At 64.5% G+C, this 18929-nt stretch carries 19 protein-coding genes; 15 read left to right on the forward strand and 4 right to left on the reverse strand.

Annotation, left to right across the window (positions count from 1 at the left end):
• The first annotated feature begins 53 nt into the window (after positions 1-53).
• Positions 54-977 carry a tyrosine recombinase gene (locus OK352_RS13865; protein WP_265142094.1) on the forward strand — a complete coding sequence of 308 codons (924 nt, stop codon included), beginning with the start codon at positions 54-56 and terminating at the stop codon, positions 975-977.
• Between the two features lie 79 nt (positions 978-1056).
• On the opposite strand, the gene OK352_RS13870 is transcribed toward OK352_RS13865, so the two are convergent.
• Positions 1057-1650: a murein hydrolase activator EnvC family protein gene (locus tag OK352_RS13870; RefSeq protein ID WP_265142095.1), complete on the reverse strand. Its 594-nt coding sequence runs from the start codon at positions 1648-1650 to the stop codon at positions 1057-1059.
• 290 nt (positions 1651-1940) lie between these two features.
• Here OK352_RS13870 and rpsB point away from each other — a divergent pair, with 290 nt between their 5' ends.
• The 9 genes from rpsB to OK352_RS13915 all read left to right on the forward strand — a co-directional run bounded on the left by rpsB (position 1941) and on the right by OK352_RS13915 (position 8572).
• The gene (gene rpsB / locus OK352_RS13875) at positions 1941-2924 is read left to right on the forward strand and encodes a 30S ribosomal protein S2 (RefSeq protein ID WP_265142096.1); all 984 of its coding nucleotides are present in this window, start codon (positions 1941-1943) and stop codon (positions 2922-2924) included.
• A 26-nt stretch (positions 2925-2950) separates the two neighbouring features.
• Entirely contained in the window at positions 2951-3778 is an 828-nt protein-coding gene (gene tsf, locus OK352_RS13880) for a translation elongation factor Ts (RefSeq protein ID WP_265142097.1), read from the forward strand.
• 112 nt (positions 3779-3890) lie between these two features.
• A complete protein-coding gene (gene pyrH, locus OK352_RS13885; protein WP_265142098.1) occupies positions 3891-4601 on the forward strand; it encodes a UMP kinase in 711 nt (236 codons plus the stop codon).
• 35 nt (positions 4602-4636) lie between these two features.
• On the forward strand, positions 4637-5191 hold the full coding sequence (gene frr / locus OK352_RS13890) for a ribosome recycling factor (RefSeq protein WP_265142099.1): 555 nt from the start codon (positions 4637-4639) through the stop codon (positions 5189-5191).
• A 27-nt stretch (positions 5192-5218) separates the two neighbouring features.
• Positions 5219-6199: a phosphatidate cytidylyltransferase gene (locus OK352_RS13895; RefSeq protein ID WP_265142100.1), complete on the forward strand. Its 981-nt coding sequence runs from the start codon at positions 5219-5221 to the stop codon at positions 6197-6199.
• A gap of 47 nt (positions 6200-6246) precedes the next feature.
• Complete coding sequence (locus OK352_RS13900) at positions 6247-6789, forward strand: DivIVA domain-containing protein (RefSeq protein WP_265142101.1); 543 nt, start codon at positions 6247-6249, stop codon at positions 6787-6789.
• Between the two features lie 144 nt (positions 6790-6933).
• Positions 6934-7530: an aggregation-promoting factor C-terminal-like domain-containing protein gene (locus OK352_RS13905; protein ID WP_265142102.1), complete on the forward strand. Its 597-nt coding sequence runs from the start codon at positions 6934-6936 to the stop codon at positions 7528-7530.
• A gap of 23 nt (positions 7531-7553) precedes the next feature.
• Positions 7554-7850: a hypothetical protein gene (locus OK352_RS13910; protein ID WP_265142103.1), complete on the forward strand. Its 297-nt coding sequence runs from the start codon at positions 7554-7556 to the stop codon at positions 7848-7850.
• The gene (locus tag OK352_RS13915; RefSeq protein WP_265142104.1) at positions 7847-8572 is read left to right on the forward strand and encodes an alpha/beta hydrolase; all 726 of its coding nucleotides are present in this window, start codon (positions 7847-7849) and stop codon (positions 8570-8572) included. The genes OK352_RS13910 and OK352_RS13915 overlap by 4 nt, the downstream gene beginning before the upstream one ends.
• Before the next feature lie 18 nt (positions 8573-8590).
• On the opposite strand, the gene OK352_RS13920 is transcribed toward OK352_RS13915, so the two are convergent.
• Positions 8591-9643, reverse strand: coding sequence for an AI-2E family transporter (locus tag OK352_RS13920; protein ID WP_265142105.1), 1053 nt, complete (start codon positions 9641-9643; stop codon positions 8591-8593).
• A gap of 195 nt (positions 9644-9838) precedes the next feature.
• Here OK352_RS13920 and OK352_RS13925 point away from each other — a divergent pair, with 195 nt between their 5' ends.
• Positions 9839-11689, forward strand: a complete 1851-nt coding sequence (locus OK352_RS13925; RefSeq protein WP_265142106.1) for a DUF8094 domain-containing protein — start codon at positions 9839-9841, stop codon at positions 11687-11689.
• A complete protein-coding gene (locus OK352_RS13930) occupies positions 11686-12663 on the forward strand; it encodes a tetratricopeptide repeat protein (RefSeq protein WP_265142107.1) in 978 nt (325 codons plus the stop codon). Before OK352_RS13925 ends, OK352_RS13930 begins: the two co-directional genes overlap by 4 nt.
• A gap of 43 nt (positions 12664-12706) precedes the next feature.
• Here the strand turns inward: OK352_RS13930 and ybaK are convergent, their stop codons facing one another.
• On the reverse strand, positions 12707-13198 hold the full coding sequence (gene ybaK / locus OK352_RS13935) for a Cys-tRNA(Pro) deacylase (RefSeq protein ID WP_265142108.1): 492 nt from the start codon (positions 13196-13198) through the stop codon (positions 12707-12709).
• Between the two features lie 110 nt (positions 13199-13308).
• On the opposite strand from ybaK, the gene OK352_RS13940 reads away from it, so the two are divergent.
• Positions 13309-14523, forward strand: a complete 1215-nt coding sequence (locus OK352_RS13940) for a cysteine desulfurase family protein (protein WP_265142109.1) — start codon at positions 13309-13311, stop codon at positions 14521-14523.
• A gap of 30 nt (positions 14524-14553) precedes the next feature.
• Complete coding sequence (mnmA, locus tag OK352_RS13945) at positions 14554-15684, forward strand: tRNA 2-thiouridine(34) synthase MnmA (RefSeq protein WP_265142110.1); 1131 nt, start codon at positions 14554-14556, stop codon at positions 15682-15684.
• Positions 15685-15803: 119 nt separating this feature from the next.
• Here the strand turns inward: mnmA and OK352_RS13950 are convergent, their stop codons facing one another.
• Positions 15804-16547 (reverse strand): IclR family transcriptional regulator, encoded by a 744-nt coding sequence (locus OK352_RS13950; protein WP_265142111.1) that lies wholly within the window; start codon positions 16545-16547, stop codon positions 15804-15806.
• A gap of 65 nt (positions 16548-16612) precedes the next feature.
• On the opposite strand from OK352_RS13950, the gene ligA reads away from it, so the two are divergent.
• Positions 16613-18928 (forward strand): NAD-dependent DNA ligase LigA, encoded by a 2316-nt coding sequence (ligA, locus tag OK352_RS13955; protein ID WP_265142530.1) that lies wholly within the window; start codon positions 16613-16615, stop codon positions 18926-18928.
• Position 18929 lies beyond the last annotated feature (1 nt).

Below are 18929 nucleotides of genomic sequence, written 5' to 3' on the forward strand. Positions count from 1 at the left end.
CCTCGTCGGAGTGCCGTGCCCGGGATCCGACGCAGGGAGACCAGACTGAAGACATGGAGATCAGCGCAGCCCGCGAGGAGTTCGTCGATCACGTCGTGGTCGAGCGCAACTTCTCACCGCAGACCGCGCGAGCCTATGCCTCGGACCTTGCGGCCTTCGCTGCGTGGGCCGCACAGCGGACGATCTCCGACACTCGCCAGCTCGACCTCGACACCTACAGAGATTGGCTCTGGTCGATGTCCACAGCCGGGCTCGCACAGACGACGATCGCTCGCCGCTCGGCGACGCTGCGCAGCTGGTCAGCATGGATGTGGCGCGAGGGAGCCACAGAGGTGGACACCGCGGCGCGACTGCGTTCGCCGAAGACCGGCACGCACCTGCCCACCGTCGTGCCCCGGGAATCCATGGCACACGTTCTTGACGAGGTGGCGGCAGCCGCGGCATCCGGCGGGGCACTCGAGATTCGCGATCGAGCGATCGTCGAGCTGCTCTATGCGTCGGGACTGCGCGTCTCCGAGCTCTGCGGACTCGATATTGACGACATCGACCTGGATCGCCTTACCGCTCGCGTGACGGGCAAGGGGTCGAAGCAGCGCGTCGTGCCGTTCGGTGTTCCGGCACAGTCGGCTCTCGTCGACTACCTGCGCTCGGCGCGTGCTGACCTTCTGGCCAAAGCGGGGAACGCCGCGTCAGCGGAAGCCGCCGCTGTCTTCCTCGGAGCACGCGGTGCGCGCCTGAGCACGCGGTCGGCGTACGCGGTGATTTCGCGGATTCTTTCGCGTGTTCCCGCAGCGAGCGGTGTGGGACCGCACACGCTGCGCCACACGGCGGCCACACACATGCTCGACGGCGGAGCCGACCTGCGCGCCGTGCAAGAGCTTCTCGGCCATTCCAGCCTCGGCACGACGCAGGTTTACACGCATGTGTCAGCCGATCGCCTCAGAGAGAGCTACCGGCTGGCCCACCCACGCGCGTAGGTACCCGCGTGCGGTGGTGGCATGACCGCGCTGGACCAATCAGGGGAACCTGAGCGCGTAGGGCCCCGATCCGTTGGCGTTATCGTGGGGACCGCGCAGGGGGCCCGTGCGGAAGGTCTTCCGCCGACGGCGCAGAAGCGAGGGGCAGGAGCACGGCTCGCTCGATCCCGCCGAAGAAGAGAAGCGGATTGACGTACTCGCCATGAACGCGCACGCCAACATGCAGACAGCTCGTGCCACAGTGTGGCCCCGTCGTGACGGTCCCGAGCAGCTCCCTGCCGTCGACGACGTCGCCGAGCTCGACGGCGGGAGCCACAGCCTCATAGCTGCTGAGAACATCGCCCTCGTGCGCCACGGTGATCACGGGCCGGTCGACGACCATACCGACGAAGAAGACCGTGCCGGGGGCGGGGGAGCGCACCTCCTGGTCGGCATGCACCGCGATGTCGATGCCGCGATGGCCGGGCCCCCACGGATCCGCCGGGGCTTCGAATCCGCGGGTGATGCTGCGCTCGCCGTCGACCGGCCACAGCCACGGTGTCGCGACGGCCGGGGGAGCGGAACGGTTTTCTGCCGCTGCGGGCGCATCGACGAGGAGGGCCGCAGCCACAAGCACGATCATGAGCGCGCACGCGGATGCGGGGGAGCGAAGAAACCGGGATCGCACAGTCATGCCCCGATTGTCTCTGCCGGAGAACGGCGACGGAATAAGAACGTGCGCACCTGTCAGCATCCGGTCTGTCACGCCTGCCTGTGGGCGACGAAGCCATGGCTGTCGGATGCTAAGATAGCCGGAGCATCCCGCATGTCGGGGTGACTACGCGTGCCCAATCGGCCTCCTCACCCATCGGTCTTCGCTCCTGGAGCGGAGTGGGTGTGTGCCGGGCACCAGGACGAGCGATCAGCCGATCGCGTATGCAACCGAACACGACGCCGCACGGCGTCAGAGAAGGAGACACGGCCATGGCCGTCGTAACAATCCGCCAGCTGCTCGACAGCGGCGTGCACTTCGGGCACCAGACCCGCCGTTGGAACCCCAAGATGAAGCGCTTCATCTTCACCGAGCGTTCCGGCATTTACATCATCGACCTGCAGCAGTCGCTCGCGTACATCGATCGCGCGTACGACTTCGTCAAGGAGACCGTCGCCCACGGCGGCAGCGTGCTCTTCGTCGGAACGAAGAAGCAGGCTCAGGAGTCGATTGCCGAGCAGGCGACGCGTGTGGGCCAGCCCTACGTGAACCAGCGTTGGCTCGGTGGCCTCCTCACCAACTTCCAGACCGTGTCGAAGCGTCTTGCTCGCATGAAGGAGCTCGAGGAGCTCGACTACGAGGATGCCTCGAAGTCGGCGTTCACCAAGAAAGAGCTGCTGATCAAGAAGCGCGAGCTCGACAAGCTGCACAAGTCGCTCGGCGGTATCCGCAACCTCACCAAGACGCCGTCTGCGCTGTGGATCGTCGACACCAAGAAAGAGCACCTCGCCGTTGACGAGGCGAAGAAGCTTGGCATTCCGGTCGTCGCAATCCTCGACACCAACTGCGACCCTGACGAGGTCAACTACCCGATCCCGGGCAACGACGACGCGATCCGCTCCGTGAGCCTGCTCACGCGCATCGTGGCCGACGCCGCAGCCGAGGGTCTCATCCAGCGCCACCAGAAGCCCGCCGAGGGCTCTGAGCAGGCCGAACCGCTCGCCGAATGGGAGCAGGAGCTCCTGACGGCCGAGCAGGGCAAGCCTGCAGAGGAGACGGCAGCGCCGGCCGAGGCGAAGGCTGATGAAGCCGTCGCTCCGGCTGAGGCAGCTGCAGACGAGGCAGCTGAGGCTTCCGCAGACGCTGAGGCAACAGAGACTCCGGCCGAGACTGTCGAGGCTCCGGCCGAGGCCGCCGCAGAAGAGGCTCCTGAGGCGCCCGCCGAGGAAGCCCCCGCCGCAGACGACGCAAAGTAACTTTCGAACACGAGGAGTTCCACACAATGGCAAACTTCAGCATTGCCGACCTGAAGGCGCTGCGTGAGCAGCTCGGCACGGGCATGTCTGACACCAAGGCGGCTCTCGTCGAGGCCGACGGCGACGTCGAGAAGGCCACGGAGATTCTTCGCCTCAAGGGTGCGAAGGGAAACGCCAAGCGCGCCGACCGCTCGACGAGCGAGGGGCTGATCGTCTCTCGTGAGTCGGCCGGTGCCACAACGCTCATCGAGCTGGCATGCGAGACTGACTTCGTCGCGAAGAACGACACATTCGTTCGACTCGCTGAAACCGTAGCTGACGCCGTTTCGGCGGCTGGCGCGTCGTCGGCGGACGAGGGCCTCGCGGCCGACGCATCGGGTAAAACCGTTGCCGATCTCATCAGCGAGCAGGCAGCAACTATCGGCGAGAAGATCGAACTGCGTCGCGTTGTGCGTGTCGAGGGCTCGACCTTTGCCGTCTATCTGCACAGGACCTCCAAGGACCTCCCACCGCAGATTGGCGTTGTCGTGGCCTATGAGGGCGAGGACGCCGAGACGGCTCGCGCGATCGCCCAGCACATCGCCATGTTCGACCCCGCCTACCTGAACAGCGACGATGTTCCGGCTGACGTGCTCGACAAGGAGCGCGAGATCGTCACCGAAATCTCGCGCAACGAGGGCAAGCCGGAGGCCGCGCTCCCGAAGATCATCGAGGGGCGCCTGAACGCCTTCCTCAAGCAGGTCGTGCTCCTCGAGCAGGCCTACGCGAGAGACAACAAGGTTCAGGTCAAGAAGGTACTTTCTGACGCCGGTCTGACCGTCACCGGTTTCGCCCGGTTGAAAGTCGGCGCGTAAGCAGACACAAGGAGTCCGGGTTGCGAATGAGCGACCCGGACTCCTTTGTGTGTGCAGGAACCGGCAGCACCCAGTAGTTTGAAGAGCACACGATCGGAAGGAAATCGACCGCATGTTGGAGAAGAAGCGCAGAGTACTGCTCAAGCTGTCGGGAGAGGCGTTCGGAGGCGGGCGGCTGGGAGTAAACCCGGACGTCGTCGGAAACATCGCGCGTGAGATCGCAGAGGCGGCGAGCGAGGTCGAGGTCGCGATCGTCGTCGGCGGCGGAAACTTCTTCCGTGGTGCCGAGCTTTCGGAGCGTGGGATGGAGCGCGGGCGCGCCGATTATATGGGAATGCTGGGCACGGTCATGAACGCGCTCGCCCTGCAAGACTTTCTTGAGCAGGCCGGAGCGGCCACACGTGTTCAGTCGGCGATCGAAATGACCCAGGTGGCTGAGCCATATATTCCGCGTCGAGCCGAACGACACCTTGAGAAGGGGCGTGTTGTGATCTTCGGAGCCGGCGCAGGGCTGCCGTACTTCTCCACGGACACGGTGGCGGCCCAGCGAGCGCTGGAGATCGGTGCCGATGTCGTACTCGTCGCGAAGAACGGCGTCGACGGTGTGTACACCGCCGACCCCAACGTCGACCCGTCGGCAACTCTGATTCGGGAGATTACGTATCAGGAAGCACTTCAGAAAGGCCTGAAAGTTGTCGATTCGACGGCGTTCAGCCTCTGTATGGACAATCGCATGCCGATGCAGGTTTTCGGCATGGAACCCGCAGGCAACGTCACGACAGTTCTGCGCGGCAGCGAAATGGGAACCTTCGTCACCAACTAGACTGGGCGAAGGCCAACGACGAGAAGGAGCGACGAGTGATCGCCGAAGTATTGACTGAGACGTCAGCAAAGATGGACAAAGCCGTTGAGGTGGCCAAGGATGACTTCGCCACCGTGCGTTCGGGGCGCGCGAACCCGCAGCTTTTCCAGCGCCTACTCGTCGACTACTACGGTACTCCGACGCCGCTCGAACAGCTGGCCTCCGTGAACAACTCCGACGCGCGCTCGATCGTGATCTCGCCGTACGACAAGTCGGCGATGAAAGACATGGAGCAGGCGATCAGAGACGCTCCCAATCTCGGAGTGAACCCCACGAATGATGGCACGATCATCCGGGTGACCATGCCTGAACTCACTGAAGAACGTCGCAAAGAGTACGTGAAGCTGGTTCGCGCCAAGGGCGAGGACGCTCGCGTGGCGGTGCGCAACATTCGGCGGAAGGGCAAGGACGATCTCGACGCGCTCAAGGGAGAACTGGGCGACGACGAAGTAGCGCGCGGCGAAAAGGAGCTTGAGCAGATTACCAAGACGCACACGGACGCCATCGACGATGCGTTGAAGCGCAAAGAGGCAGAACTTCTCGAGGTGTGATGCCTGTATTCGATGACAGGGGGCATCATGAACTCTGATGATGAATCCTCGTCACGGCGCCATACCGCCCGCCGCCGACGAGCGGATCTGCAAGCACAGTTGCGGGTGACGAGAGAAGACATCGAGCGTCAGGTGCGCGATGGCCGGGAAAGATTCGACCAGGTCAATGAGCGCATCGAGGCGCGCACCGGTCGCAACTTATTCCTTGCGATCATCATCGGAGTTGTCCTCGGTGCCGGGCTCGTCGCGAGTCTGATCTTCGTGAAGGTCGTCTTTGTTATCTTCGCGACGATCATCGTTGGCTTCACGGCGTTTGAGCTTGCACAGGCCCTCCGCCGGACCGGGCGGTTCGTCGACCCCGTCGCCGCCGCGATCTCGGCTGTCGTGATCATCGGCACCGCGTATTTCATCGACGCACCATCGCGCGGAATGGTTCTGGCGGGCGGAATCGCGTTCGTCGTTGTCTTCCGCCTGGTTGCCCAGATGGCGTCGGGCTCAACGCGCGGCGTCAAAGACATCATTAGTGACCTCGCAACCGCCGCGTTCATCCAGATCTACGTGCCGTGGCTCGCGAGTTTCGCCGTTGTGCTCGTGGCGCAGGAGAACGGCGAATGGTGGACTCTCGGGTTCATCATCCTTGTCGTGAGCGTTGACATCGGCGCGTATGTGGCCGGGCTGTCGTTCGGCAAACATGCGATGGCGCCGATGATCAGCCCGAACAAGACCTGGGAAGGTTTTGCAGGCGCTGCCGCCTGCAGCATCCTGGTTGGCATTCTCCTCGCACTATTCATGATCGGGCAGCCCTGGTGGATCGGCGTCATTCTCGGTCTGCTCATCCTCGGCAGCGCCACGGTGGGGGATCTGACGGAGTCGATGATCAAACGCGACATGGGCATTAAAGACATGAGTTCGTGGCTGCCTGGGCATGGCGGGTTTCTCGATCGGCTCGACTCGATCCTGCCGTCCGCGGCCGTCATGTTCGGCGTCTACACTGTCGTGATGCATTAGCAACGCACTGACGTTGCGGTCAGCTGCCCAGAGGAGAGAACGAGAACGTGACGACACATTTTCCACGGGTTGAGCACGGCAAGGGATACGCCATCGACGAGGTGGAAGCATTCCTTGATCGCGCTCGCGACGCCTACAACGAGTCTGGAACCGAGTCGATGTCGGCGGATGACATGCGGTCGGCGTCGTTCAGCATGAAGCGCAAAGGGTACTCGCCCGTGCACGTGGATGCCGCGTTGGAGCGTCTGGAGGATGCTTTCGCGCGTCGTGAGCGTGACAATGCCTATGCGGAGAAGGGTCGTGAGCCCTGGCTGGCGGAGGCACGGACGACAGCTCAGGTGATTCTCAATCGGCTGGCGCGACCAGACGGAGAGCGTTTCCGGCGCGTCAGCATCATCGCTCAGGGCTACCGGCGGAAAGACGTCGATGCCTTCGCACGACGCATTCAGGACTACTTCACGGATGGGGAGTCGATCAGTGTCGACCGTGTGCGCTCTGTCGTCTTCGCGAGTGAGCGCGGCGGATACGACGAAGCACAAGTGGATGCTGTGCTCGATGCTGTTGTGAGCGTCATGCTGGCCGTTCGCTGATCGTCGGGGCGTCGCGGTGGAGACTTGGCCGACCCCTCGTGTAACATAACCGTTATCGTGGGAAAGCATGTTGCAGTATTCGCGCCTGTCGTTGAACCGGTAAAGGCACGGCGTCAGCGACCCCGCACTCGCCGAACGATCGTCATGGGATTCTTCTCGTTCCTTGCCGCTTTCGGGTTTATCGCGGTGAACATCGTCGACCCCTACTCGGGTGCGATAGCGTCCCCCTATTTTCAGGTGGCGCAATCTGATCGTGCCGTCGACGCGCAGTCGATGGTCGTGGCCGGAAAGTATGAGACCGCTGTCGATCGGGATGGCTACGACGTCTATGTCAAGCCGAAACCCAAACCCAAGCCGAAGCCGGTTGAGAAGGACACGACGGATTCCGGGTCCAACTCGGGGTCCGGCGGCAGCGCGCCGCCTGCGGGCACCCCCGACCCAGGTTCCGCGAAGGCCATTGCGCACGACATGGTGATGGCTCGCGGCTGGGGCGAAGACCAGTACAGCTGCCTTGTCGCCCTCTGGAACCGTGAATCCGGCTGGAATGTCTACGCCCATAATGCGTCATCCGGGGCGTACGGAATCCCGCAGGCGCTTCCGGGAAGCAAGATGGCATCGGCCGGGGCGGACTGGCAGACGAATCCCGCGACGCAGATCACCTGGGGTCTTGGGTACATCGCCGGACGATACGGCTCGCCGTGTGGAGCGTGGGCGCACTCGCAAGCCAAGGGCTTTTACTGATCCCTCTCGACGTGGAGTTGATGATGCCGCGAAGCAACAGGCCTCGTCGACGGCGCCCGGCCGTTTCGACCGAGGACGATGACCTCAGCCACCTGCTCTCCGGCTGGAAGCGCTCTGAGGTGCGGCACGGAATGACCTGGAATGTGCAGCCCGTTTCTGCCGTTCGCGCGCTCAAGGACTATACGTGCCCCGGATGCGGCGGCATCGTCGAACCAGGTGTCCCGCACGTCGTCGCCTGGCGCGCCGACGGTGTGCTTGGCGATTCCGCTGACCTGGCGGCCCGCCGCCACTGGCACTCCCACTGCTGGAGCATCTCGTGAGTACCGAGATCCGCGGCGCGATTGTTCTTCCCGCCCGTCGGGAGGACATCACGCTGCACACCGATGACGGCCTGACGCTTGTCGGTGAACTCGCCCTGCCCGTTGATCGAGAGCCCGTGGCGACGCTGGTCACGCTGCATCCGCTGCCAACCGCCGGCGGGTTCATGGACTCGCACATCCTGAAGAAGGCTGCCGCTCGACTTCCCGCCCTTGCTGATCTCGCCGTTTTGCGGTTCAACACGCGCGGCACCACCTCGCCGCGCGGCACAAGCGACGGACAGTTCGGCGACGGCATCGATGAAGAATCTGATGTCGATGCGGCAATGGACTTCGTCGCTCAGCGCGAGCTGCCCAATCCGTGGCTTCTGGGCTGGTCGTTCGGAACCGAGCTTGCCCTCAAATATGGTCGCGCGCATCCGGTGACCGGAGCAATCCTGCTCTCACCGCCTCTGCACCGCACAACGGATGTCGAGCTGGCGGCGTGGGCCGGGGACTCTCGCCGCCTTGTCGCCGTGATTCCCGAACTTGACGACTACCTGCGCCCGGCGGAAGCTCAAGAGCGCTTTTCGGCGGTCCCCGACGCCTCTGTCGTGCCTGTTGAGAATGGCCGGCACCTCTGGGTGGGTGAGAAGCAGACGCGACGGGTGCTCTCCGAGATCCTCGCGATCGTCAACCCGGCTGCACTGCCGTTGCCCGATGAGTGGGACGGTCCGGTCGACTAGAGCTCGATGAGAGCTCGACTAGAGTTCGTTCTGTCGGGGGATCACGACCTGCTTGATGATGAGCAGGATCGCCGCCGCCGTCGGAATGGCGACGAGTGCCCCCAGCAGCCCGAGAAGCGACCCTCCCGCAAGCGCGGCGATGACGACGACGGCACCGGGAACCGAGACCGCGCGGCGCATGATGTTCGGGCTGATGACGTACGCCTCGATCTGCATGTACACGAGGTAGTAGACCCCGGCGACGAGTGCGGTGAAGGGAGAGCCGAGGCCCGGAATCAGGCAGGCGAGCGTGATGATGATCGAGCCGGACAGGGTTCCCACGAGTGGGATCATCGATGCCACGAACGCGAGAACCGCGAGCACGGGCGGGAATGGGGCTTGGATGATCGAGAGGAAGATGAACGACAGGATGCCGTTACAGGCAGCGATGCTCGCCTGACCGATGACGTAGTACCCGATCGAATCTGTGATCTGCTCGCTGAGATCAGCAAAGCGTGCCCGCTTCGAGGCCGGCACGAGCAGGTACATCCCGCGACGCATACTCGGCAGCGAGGCGGTGAAGTAGAGGGTCAGGATGAGGATGATCAGGGCCCCGAAGAAGAATGATCCGATCGACAGTGCGACGTTCAAGATGCCGCTTGAGAGGTTCGAGACGTTGCTCGCATCCGTGAGCCAGCTGGCGGCGCTGTCGATGAAGTCATCGAAGGGGATGAAGGGGAACTGCTGCTGCAGGTATTGCAGCAGCGTGAGGTCGCCGATCTGCCGCTGAATTTGGGGTACGAGGGCGACGAGCTTGCCGACCTGATCGACGATGATCGGAACGACCATCCAGATGATTCCAGTGAACAGCGACAGAACGCAGACCATGACGGTGACGAGAGCCGCCCAGCGCGGGAAGCTCTTTTTCTCGAGCCAGGTCACGATCGGGTCAAGGCCAAGCGCGATGAACAGGGCGGCCCCGATATAGATGATGACCGTCGAGAGAGAGACGACTGAATTGATGATCAGCAGACCGATGCCGACGCCGAGAGTGCCGATGAGCCCGACGCGGAATGCGTTCTGGATTTTCACTCGTGCCCCTCTCGAGAGTTCGTGCCACTCATCCTAGACGCCGCGGAGCCTCGCCCGGGGAAGCATGGCACCGCGTCGCCGAGCTTGTTTTCAGACAAATGGGCTAATCTGTAGCGTCTGTATTCGTCACCGTCATGCCCGAAACCCGATACCCGGATGCACTAACCGATCACGGTGGCGCTGGAGGAGAAACTCGTGCGATTCGTCTTGGCAATTGCCGCGTTCGTCGTTGCGGCGGCCATGATCGTTCTCGGCATCGCCCAGCGGACCGTTTTTCTGCCGCCGGCCGCGGTGTCGTATGAGGTGACGGTTCCCGGAGACGCGGCATTCACCGTGATCGACGGCGGCACGATGACCGCGCTTCCTGGCAAGCAGTCGGTGACCGCTACAGGGTCGGACACCGTCTTCGTCGCTTACGGTCGGACCTCTGACGTCAAAGCCTGGCTCGGGGACGAGCCGTTCAACACGATCTCGTTCAACGAGGACACTTCGAAGCTCGTTGTGGCATCGCACACGCCGGAGCCCTCCGAACCGGAGACCACGGAAACGCCGGACCCGAAAGCGACCGACGACCCTGACGCTGACAAGACCGACGCTGAAGCCGATGACGCCGACGCTAAAAACGCCGACGAGGAGGCCGGACCGAACCCTAAGGGGTCAGACCTGTGGTTGATGGAGAACGTCGAAGAGGAGGCAGTTATCGCCCCCATGAACATTCCCTCGGACGTGAGCGTGCTGATTGCCTCGGACGGCACACAGCCCGCGCCAGAAACCGTCAAGCTGACCTGGCCGAGTGATAACTCGACGCCCTGGGCCGGGCCGCTCATCGTCGGCGGGATCGTGATGATCATTGTGGGATTGGTGCTCTACCTGCTCGGCATCAATCATCTGCGTCGGTCGCGCGGGCCTCGCCGCAAGGGAATCGATCAGGGCCGCAAGAAGGGGATTCTCGGTCGAGGGTCGCGTCCGCGTGCGCTGACGACGGGCAAGAGCACCAAGCGACTGCGGATGATCGCTGTGCCGGTGGTTCTGGTCGGTGCCATCAGCCTCTCCGGATGCTCGCAGGCTTTCTGGCCGGACTTCACACCTGACCCCAGGCTGTCGTCGACTCCCACGCCGACAGCCACCCCCGACGGCGATGAGCTTCCGGCACCCGCAGTCTCGGTTCCTCAGCTCGAGCGCATCATGGCTGATATCTCCGCCGTCGCGACCGAGGCAGACAGCGCGCGCGACAGTGATCTGGCAGCCACGCGCTTTGCCGGAGCCGCGCTCTCGGAACGCGAGACGAATTACAAGATCCGCGAGAAGATCTCGGATTACGGTGCCCCCGCAGCGATTCCGGCTGCGCCGCTGACGATCAGTCTTCCGAAGGCGACGGATACCTGGCCACGAACGGTTATTGCGATGGTGAAGGACGAAGACCCGACCGTTGCGCCTACGTCCGTCGTGCTTGAGCAGAAGACGCCGCGCGAGAACTACAAGGTCGTGTATACCCAGCGTCTCGAGCCGGATGCTGTTGTGCCGCAGCTCGCACCGGCGAGCGTGGGCGCGGCGAGCATTCCTGCGGACTCCGCGTGGCTGACTATGCCACCGGGAGACGTGGCCTCGGCCTATGCCGACGTCGTCGCCAAGGGTGATGACAGTGAGTACGCTTCGATGTTCGACACGAGCAATGACACGCTGATCGAAGCGATCGCCTCTGACCGCAGTGCGAAGAAGGAAGAGCTTCCCGACACGGGCACGATTTCGTTCTCGACCAAGGCGGGCGATGCCGAACCGATTGCACTGGCGACGCTCAATTCGGGCGCCCTCGTCGCCGTCAATATGCTCGAGATCGAGACAGCGAAACCCAAGGAAGACGGTGCGGAGATCAAGATCGACGGCACGACGATGAGCGCGCTGACCGGTCTCGAAAAGACGACAAAGGGCATCGAAGCCACGTATTCTGATCAATTGCTGTTCTATGTACCGCCCGCTGACTCTGAAGGGAAGATCACGCTTCTCGGATTCAGTCAGGGGCCCCTGAGTGCCACGGAGTTGAAATGAGCGAAATGCCACTTGATGGTGCAGCCCTGAGGGGCGCCGTCGACCTGTCCAGCCTCGCCAATCGCGGAGCGTCCTCGTCGCCGCAGCAGCAGACGCCGGGGCAGCCCGCAGGCCAGGGCGAAGAGGCTTCTGCTGGCCCCGTCGCCGTCGACAGCCTCGTCCTCGACGGTACGGACCAGACTGTCGAGACTTTCGTTGAGCTGTCGATGCAGGTGCCTGTTCTCGTGGACCTCTGGGCTGAATGGTGCGGACCCTGCAAACAGCTCACCCCCGTTCTCGAGAAAGTCGTCGCTGACTACGCGGGTCGTATCCTGCTCATGAAGGTGGATGTCGACGCGAACCCGCAACTGGCCCAGGTGTTCCAGGCCCAGTCAATCCCGACTGTCGGTGTGCTGCTCGGCGGGCGTCCCATGCAGGTATTCCAGGGTGCCGTGCCCGAGGCCCAGGTGCGTGAAGTCATCGAGCAGGTGCTGCAGATCGCGGCTCAGAACGGCGTCACTGGCACCGCGACGGTGACGGGGGCCCCGGACGAGCCCGAGGATGCTGAGCCGGAACCTGAGCCGCTTCCGCCGCTGCATCAGGAGGCTCACGACGCGATCGACCGCGGCGACTACGATGCGGCCGTCGCTGCCTACGACAAAGCGATTGCGCAGAACCCGAAGGACGACGAAGCCCGCGCGGGGCGCGCGCAGGTGCGGCTTCTGGCCCGCGTCAGCGGGGCATCGCTTGAAGAGGTGCGGGCTGCTGCAGCATCCGCTCCGGGCGACCTCGATGCGCAGCTCGCCGTCGCCGACATGGATATCTCCGGGGGCCACATCGATGACGCCTTCGACCGTCTGCTCTCGCTCTTTCCCGAGCTCGATGATGACGGCAAGGCAACGGTGCGCGAGCGCCTGCTCGAGCTGTTCGAAATTGTGGGTGCCGATCCTCGCGTCACAAAGGCACGTGCGAGACTCGCCGGTCTTCTCTTCTGAGCCTCTGCGAGGGGCGATGGCGGATGCTGAGTGCTGACGCCGCCTAGACGAGCGACGCGGTGTCGCCGTTCGTGACGGCGAGCAGATCGGCGGGAGCGATCTCGATATCGACGCCTCGGCGCCCGGCCGAGACGAAGATTGTGGCGTGGGCGCGGCAGGAGTCGTCGATGACGGTGCGAAGCGAGGTCTTCTGACCGACTGGGCTGATGCCGCCGATGACGTAGCCCGTCTTGCGCTCGGCAACGGCCGGGTCGGCCAAGTGCACACGCTTCACGCCGAGAGCGGCGGCGACGCCCGAGCGATTCATACGGGCGTGAACCGGAATGACGACAACCGCGAGAGAGCCGTCAGCCTCGACGATCAGAGTCTTGTAGATGCGCTCAGCGGAAACGTCGAGCTTGTCGGCCGCCTCGGCGCCGAAATCGGTGATCGCGGGATCGTGCTCGTACGTGTGGACGGTGATCGGGACGTCGCGTTCGGCAAGTACGCGGGTCGCGGGCGTCGCGGGTGATCCTGTCCGACTCCTTTTGCCCACGAGCTCTCCCTCCGCGCGACCGAACGTTCCTGTATGCACTCCGTCGGATCTAGAGTAGTGAATGCGGCTCAGCGTCGCAGCGACCAGACAGATGAGACAGGGGACGAACCGTGAGCGTGTACCTCGACCACGCGGCCACGACGCCCATGCGCGGGGAGGCCCGCGAAGCCTACGCCGATGCGCTCGGTCTTGTCGGAAACCCGGCGTCAATTCACTCGACGGGGCAGCACGCGAAGCAGCGCCTTGAGGAGGCCCGCGAGACGATCGCCACGACCCTCGGCTGCGACTCCATCGAGATCATCCTCACCTCGGGCGGAACCGAGGCGATCAACGTGGCGCTCAAGGGTCTCCTGTGGTCGCGGAACCCGAATGGCGAGCGCCCGATCATTCTCGCGCCCGGCGGAGAACACCACGCGACGATCGACACACTCGAATGGCTCGAGGCGCACGAAAGCGCAGAGATCCGATGGCTGCCGCTCGACGACGAGGGGATGCTGCAGCCCGACGTCTTCGATCGAGCACTGGCCGCCGCCGCGGACGCCTGCGCTCTCGCAACCGTGATCGTCGCGAACAACGAAGTCGGGACGATCCAGCCGATCGAGGAGCTCAGTCGCATCGCCGCTCGCCATGGTGTTCCGCTGCATGTCGACGCCGTTGCCGCCTACGGACACATGCCGATCGACGTCGCCGGAATTCGCGCCCGGAGCGGTGCCGAAGGAGCATCCGGCCTCGTCGCCGCGAGCGTCTCTGCGCACAAGATCGGCGGCCCGGTCGGGGTCGGTGCCCTCTATCTCTCTCGCGGAGCGAGCGTCGAGCCGCTGCTGCACGGCGGAGGACAGCAGCGCAACGTTCGGTCGGGGACGCAGGATGTCGCCGGAGCGATCGCGTTCGCGACGGCCGCGCAGCTCGCCGCCGCCGAGATCGATGCGGAGGCGCGGCGGCTGGCACAGTTGCGGGACGTGCTGATTGATGGCGTCCTGGCTGCCGTTCCCGAGGCGCGCGTCAACGGGTCGATGACCCAGCGTGTCGCGAGCAACGCACATTTCTCCTTCCCCGGCTGTGAGGGGGACTCATTGCTCTTCCTCCTGGACATGGCGGGAGTCGCGGTCTCAACCGGGTCCGCATGCCAGGCGGGCATTCCCGAGCCCTCGCACGTTCTGCGCGCCATGGGGCGCTCCGAGAAGGAGGCCCGCGGGGCGCTGCGTGTGACGCTGGGGCGCACGACGACACGCGACGATATCGACGCGTTTCTCGCGGCGCTTCCGGGTGCGCACGCGCAGGCGAAGAAGGCGGGGCTCGCCGACCGCGAGGTCGTGCGGCGCTGACGTTCAGCCGCGGCGTCGTAAACTGGAACGATGAAAGTTCTTGCTGCCATGTCCGGAGGCGTCGACTCGGCAGTCGCCGCTGCGCGCGCCGTCGATGCCGGGCACGAGGTCGTCGGCGTCCATCTTGCGCTCAGCCGCATGCCGGGAACACTGCGCACAGGAAGTCGCGGCTGCTGCACCATCGAAGACTCCATGGACGCTCAGCGCGCCGCGAACATGATCGGGATCCCGTACTACGTCTGGGACTTCTCTGAACGGTTCAAAGAAGACGTCGTCGATGACTTCATCGCCGAGTACGCGGCCGGACGCACCCCGAATCCGTGCCTGCGCTGCAACGAGAAGATCAAATTCGCCGCACTGCTCGAGAAGGCACTGGATCTCGGATTCGACGCTGTCTGCACGGGGCACTACGCCACGATCCGCTATGACGAGAACGGCAACCGCGAAATGCACCGCGCGAGCGCGTGGGCGAAAGACCAGTCGTACGTGCTGGGCGTTCTCACCGCCGAGCAGCTCGAACACTCGCTCTTCCCCCTCGGCGACACGCCGTCGAAGGACCTTGTGCGCGAAGAGGCGGCACGCCGCGGCTTCACGGTGGCCAGCAAACCGGACAGCCACGACATCTGCTTCATTCCGGACGGCGACACGCGCGGCTGGCTCGCCGAGCACGTCGGCAGTGAGACGGGCGAGATCCGTGACCGCGAAGGCAACGTCGTCGGGTCGCACGAGGGAGCCCACGCCTACACGGTCGGACAGCGTCGCGGTCTCAACCTCGGCGTCCCCGCGCCCGACGGGCGGCCGAGATTCGTCCTCGAGGTGAAGCCGAGCTCGAATGAAGTGATCGTTGGGCCCAAGGAAGCTCTCGCTGTGGCCGAGATCGCCGGAACGCGGCACAGCTGGGCGGGGCTGCCTCCGGAGAATCCGGAGAGTGACTTCGCGTGCGAGGTGCAGATTCGTGCCCACGCCGATCCGGTGCCCGCCACGGCGGTGATGGCTCCCGACAGCGAGACGGGGGAGCCCGAGGTCGTCGTGCGACCGGATGTTCCGCTCGACGGCGTCGCACCGGGGCAGAGCGCCGTGCTGTACGTGGGAACACGCGTTCTCGGGCAGTTCACGATCGCCCGCACCGTCAGCGCGGTTCCGGTCGGCGCTTCTGCGTGATGTCGCCCCGAGCCGCGGCTCGTCAGCACCGAGTCTGTGTGGTGCGGCTCCGCCTCGGTCGGTGAGTGGCGTCCTGTAGCACTGCCTCAGTCAGGGACCGGCGTCGTGCGGCGCCCTGATCAGCGCGAGCGAATGGATGCCGCCGTGGCGAGAAGCTCGCGGGCGAGCACCTTCTCGACCTTCTCGGTGTAGCGTTCTGCCGGAACGGCAATCGACAGCGCAAGTGAAGGCTCCCGAGCGATGCATACGCCGACGGCCGTGACATCCGCATCGCTCTCTTTGACATTGACCGCGTAACCGCGTGTGCGGATGTGGGCGAGCTCTCGGCGCAACGCATCGAGTGGTGCCGGCTCTTGGTCGCGCCACCGGGGGAGCCCCGTGGGGTATAGCGCCGGAATCGACGCGTCGCCGAGATCTGCGAGGATCGCCTTGCCTCCCGACGTTGTGAACGCGGGGGTGCGAGAGCCGATGCGCAGGCTCACGCGGAGCAGTTGCGAGCCCTCGACGCCGTCGAGAAAACGCACATCCGGACCGGTGAGCATCACCAGGTGCACGGTCTCATCGACGCGGTGTGCCAGCGCTTCGACATGGGGCCGCATGGTGCGCACAATGCGGCGCAGCTGATTGCCGTCCGTGCGCTGTCCCGTGAGCTTGGCCCCGGGGTGGTAGAGGCGCTTCTCACCCTGCTCGACGAACCCGCGGTGGGTCATCGTGGTGAGCAGCCGATGAGCCGTCGACGCTGCAACGCCCAGCTCACCCGCAGCATCCGTGACGCTCAGGGTTCCGCGCTCGGTGAGCAGATCAAGCAGCTGCATCGCCCGGTCGACCGATTCGACCCGATACGGGTCATCATTCTGGTTCACGCAAATCACTGTATCCCACACTGGTCAGAGGTGCGCTCGTGTGGTACTGCACGTCGGCGAAGCCGATGTCGGATGTGCCTCGTAGACTTGCTCTTGTGACTGATGCCCGTGAACTGAGCCTTGAGCAGGCTGCCGACGACGCACGCGAACTGACATCGCGCATCATCGAACTGCGTGACGCCTACTATGAGCGCGACACCTCGCTCGTCTCTGATCAGGAGTACGACGCGCTGATGCGTCGCCTTGAAGAGCTTGAAAGAGCGTTCCCTGAATTGCAGGGGCAGGATTCGCCGACGCAGACCGTCGGCGGCCGCGCCGAGACAGCGCTCTTCGCTCCCGTCGTGCACGCCGAGCGGATGCTGAGCCTTGACAACGTGTTCAGCGATGACGAGCTGCGTGAGTGGGCGGCGCGCACGGAGCGCGCTTCCGGGCGCAGCATCCGGTATCTCACAGAACTGAAGATCGACGGTCTCGCCGTGAATCTGCGCTACCAGAACGGAACCCTCGTCTCCGCCGCCACCCGCGGCGACGGCGTCGTCGGTGAAGATGTCACCGAGAACATCCGCTTCATTCCCTCGATCCCGCGGCGGCTCTCGGGGGAGGGACACCCTGACCTCGTCGAAGTGCGCGGCGAGATCTTCTTTCCGGTCGCCGCATTCACCGCGCTGAACGAGCGGCAGCAGTCTGTGGGCGAGAAGGTCTTCGCAAATCCGCGGAACGCGGCAAGTGGAAGCCTGCGGCAGAAATCTGAGGGCAAGACCGACGCGCAGCGCACCCTCATGCGCGACAGACTCTCGCGGCTGCAGATGCTCGTGCACGGAATCGGGGCGTGGCCAAATCCGCCTGTGGACAGCCAGTCCGGTGTGTACGAGCTGCTCGACGGGTGGGGACTGCCGACCTCAACGCACTTCCGGGTGTTTGACGGCATCGACGACGTCATCGGCTTCATCCACGACTACGGCGAGAACCGCGGCACTGTCGAGCATGAGATCGACGGCATCGTCATCAAAGTCGACGAGTTGGCGCTCCACGATGAGCTGGGGGCCACGAGCCGTGCACCACGCTGGGCGACGGCATTCAAATACCCGCCAGAGCAGGTGAACACCACGCTTCTCGACATCGTGGTGAGCGTGGGCCGGACGGGACGGGCGACACCGTATGCCGTGGTTGAGCCCGTGCGCGTGGCAGGATCAACCGTGAGTCAGGCGACGCTGCACAATCAGGACGTTGTGAAGGCGAAAGGTGTGCTGATCGGCGACACCGTCGTGCTGCGCAAGGCCGGCGACGTCATTCCCGAGATCCTCGGGCCGGTCGTCGAGGCGCGAGACGGCAGCGAGCGTGAGTTCGAGATGCCGAGTCACTGCCCCGAGTGCGGGTCACCCCTGCGCCCAGCGAAAGAGGGAGATATCGACCTGCGCTGCCCGAACGCGCGCTCGTGCCCCGCCCAGGTGCGCGGGCGGGTCGAGCACATCGGCAGCAGAGGAGCGCTCGATATCGATGCGCTCGGTGAAGTGACGGCGGCCGCGCTCACGCAGCCGTTCACACCGAAGACACCGCCGCTGGTCACCGAAGCAGGGCTGTTCTCGCTCACTCTCGACGACATCATCGATGTCGAGGTGATCGTGAAGGACGCCGACACCGGTCTTGAGCAGATCGAGGACGGCGAACCGAAGCAGCGCACACCATTCAAGAAGGTGCAGCTCGAGTACCCGCCGGAGGCAGAGGGTCTGGATGCCGCAGAGCGCCGCCGGCGCGGCATCCGGAAAAATCATCGAGCCACCTATCCATCCGTTCAAGCGGAAACGCTGCTGAGCGAGCTGGATGCCGCCAAGACGAAGCCGCTCTGGCGGCTGCTCGTCGCCCTCAACATTCGGCACGTCGGCCCCGTCGCCGCGCGCGCGCTTGCCGAGTGGTTCGGCTCACTCGATGCCATCCGCTCGGCCACGCGCGACGAACTCGCCGATGTGGACGGCGTCGGCGGGATCATCGCTGACTCCGTGCTCGACTGGTTCGACGTTGACTGGCACCGCGACATCGTGAGCTCGTGGACGGACGCGGGTGTGCAGTTCGCGATTCCCGGGCACCCGGGCCCCGGCGCGGCGGCCGAACGAGGCGGTGTGCTGACGGGTCTTACTGTCGTCGCCACCGGTTCGCTCGAGGGATTCACCCGGGACGGCGCGAAAGAAGCGATTATCTCGGCAGGAGGCAAAGCAGCCTCGAGCGTCTCGAAGAAGACCGACTACGTTGCGGCGGGGCCTGGTGCCGGGTCAAAACTGGCGAAAGCCGAAGAACTGGGCCTTCCGATTCTGGATGCCGAACAGTTCGCACGTCTCGTCACCGAAGGACCGGAGTTCCTGGCAGGCGACGACAGCGAGAGCTGAG

Origin of the sequence: Microbacterium sp. MPKO10, from assembly GCF_026107415.2 — a bacterium.
Lineage (GTDB): Bacteria > Actinomycetota > Actinomycetes > Actinomycetales > Microbacteriaceae > Paramicrobacterium.

What these genes read in the sequence shown, in the direction of transcription:
- OK352_RS13870 (WP_265142095.1), bottom strand. Translation starts at nt 1,650, where the DNA reads ATGACTGTGCGATCCCGGTTTCTTCGCTCCCCCGCATCCGCGTGCGCG.
- OK352_RS13930 (WP_265142107.1), top strand. Translation starts at nt 11,686, where the DNA reads ATGAGCGAAATGCCACTTGATGGTGCAGCCCTGAGGGGCGCCGTCGAC.
- rpsB (WP_265142096.1), top strand. Translation starts at nt 1,941, where the DNA reads ATGGCCGTCGTAACAATCCGCCAGCTGCTCGACAGCGGCGTGCACTTC.
- ligA (WP_265142530.1), top strand. Translation starts at nt 16,613, where the DNA reads ATGTCGGATGTGCCTCGTAGACTTGCTCTTGTGACTGATGCCCGTGAA.
- mnmA (WP_265142110.1), top strand. Translation starts at nt 14,554, where the DNA reads ATGAAAGTTCTTGCTGCCATGTCCGGAGGCGTCGACTCGGCAGTCGCC.
- OK352_RS13865 (WP_265142094.1), top strand. Translation starts at nt 54, where the DNA reads ATGGAGATCAGCGCAGCCCGCGAGGAGTTCGTCGATCACGTCGTGGTC.
- OK352_RS13905 (WP_265142102.1), top strand. Translation starts at nt 6,934, where the DNA reads ATGGGATTCTTCTCGTTCCTTGCCGCTTTCGGGTTTATCGCGGTGAAC.
- OK352_RS13895 (WP_265142100.1), top strand. Translation starts at nt 5,219, where the DNA reads ATGAACTCTGATGATGAATCCTCGTCACGGCGCCATACCGCCCGCCGC.
- OK352_RS13910 (WP_265142103.1), top strand. Translation starts at nt 7,554, where the DNA reads ATGCCGCGAAGCAACAGGCCTCGTCGACGGCGCCCGGCCGTTTCGACC.
- pyrH (WP_265142098.1), top strand. Translation starts at nt 3,891, where the DNA reads ATGTTGGAGAAGAAGCGCAGAGTACTGCTCAAGCTGTCGGGAGAGGCG.
- tsf (WP_265142097.1), top strand. Translation starts at nt 2,951, where the DNA reads ATGGCAAACTTCAGCATTGCCGACCTGAAGGCGCTGCGTGAGCAGCTC.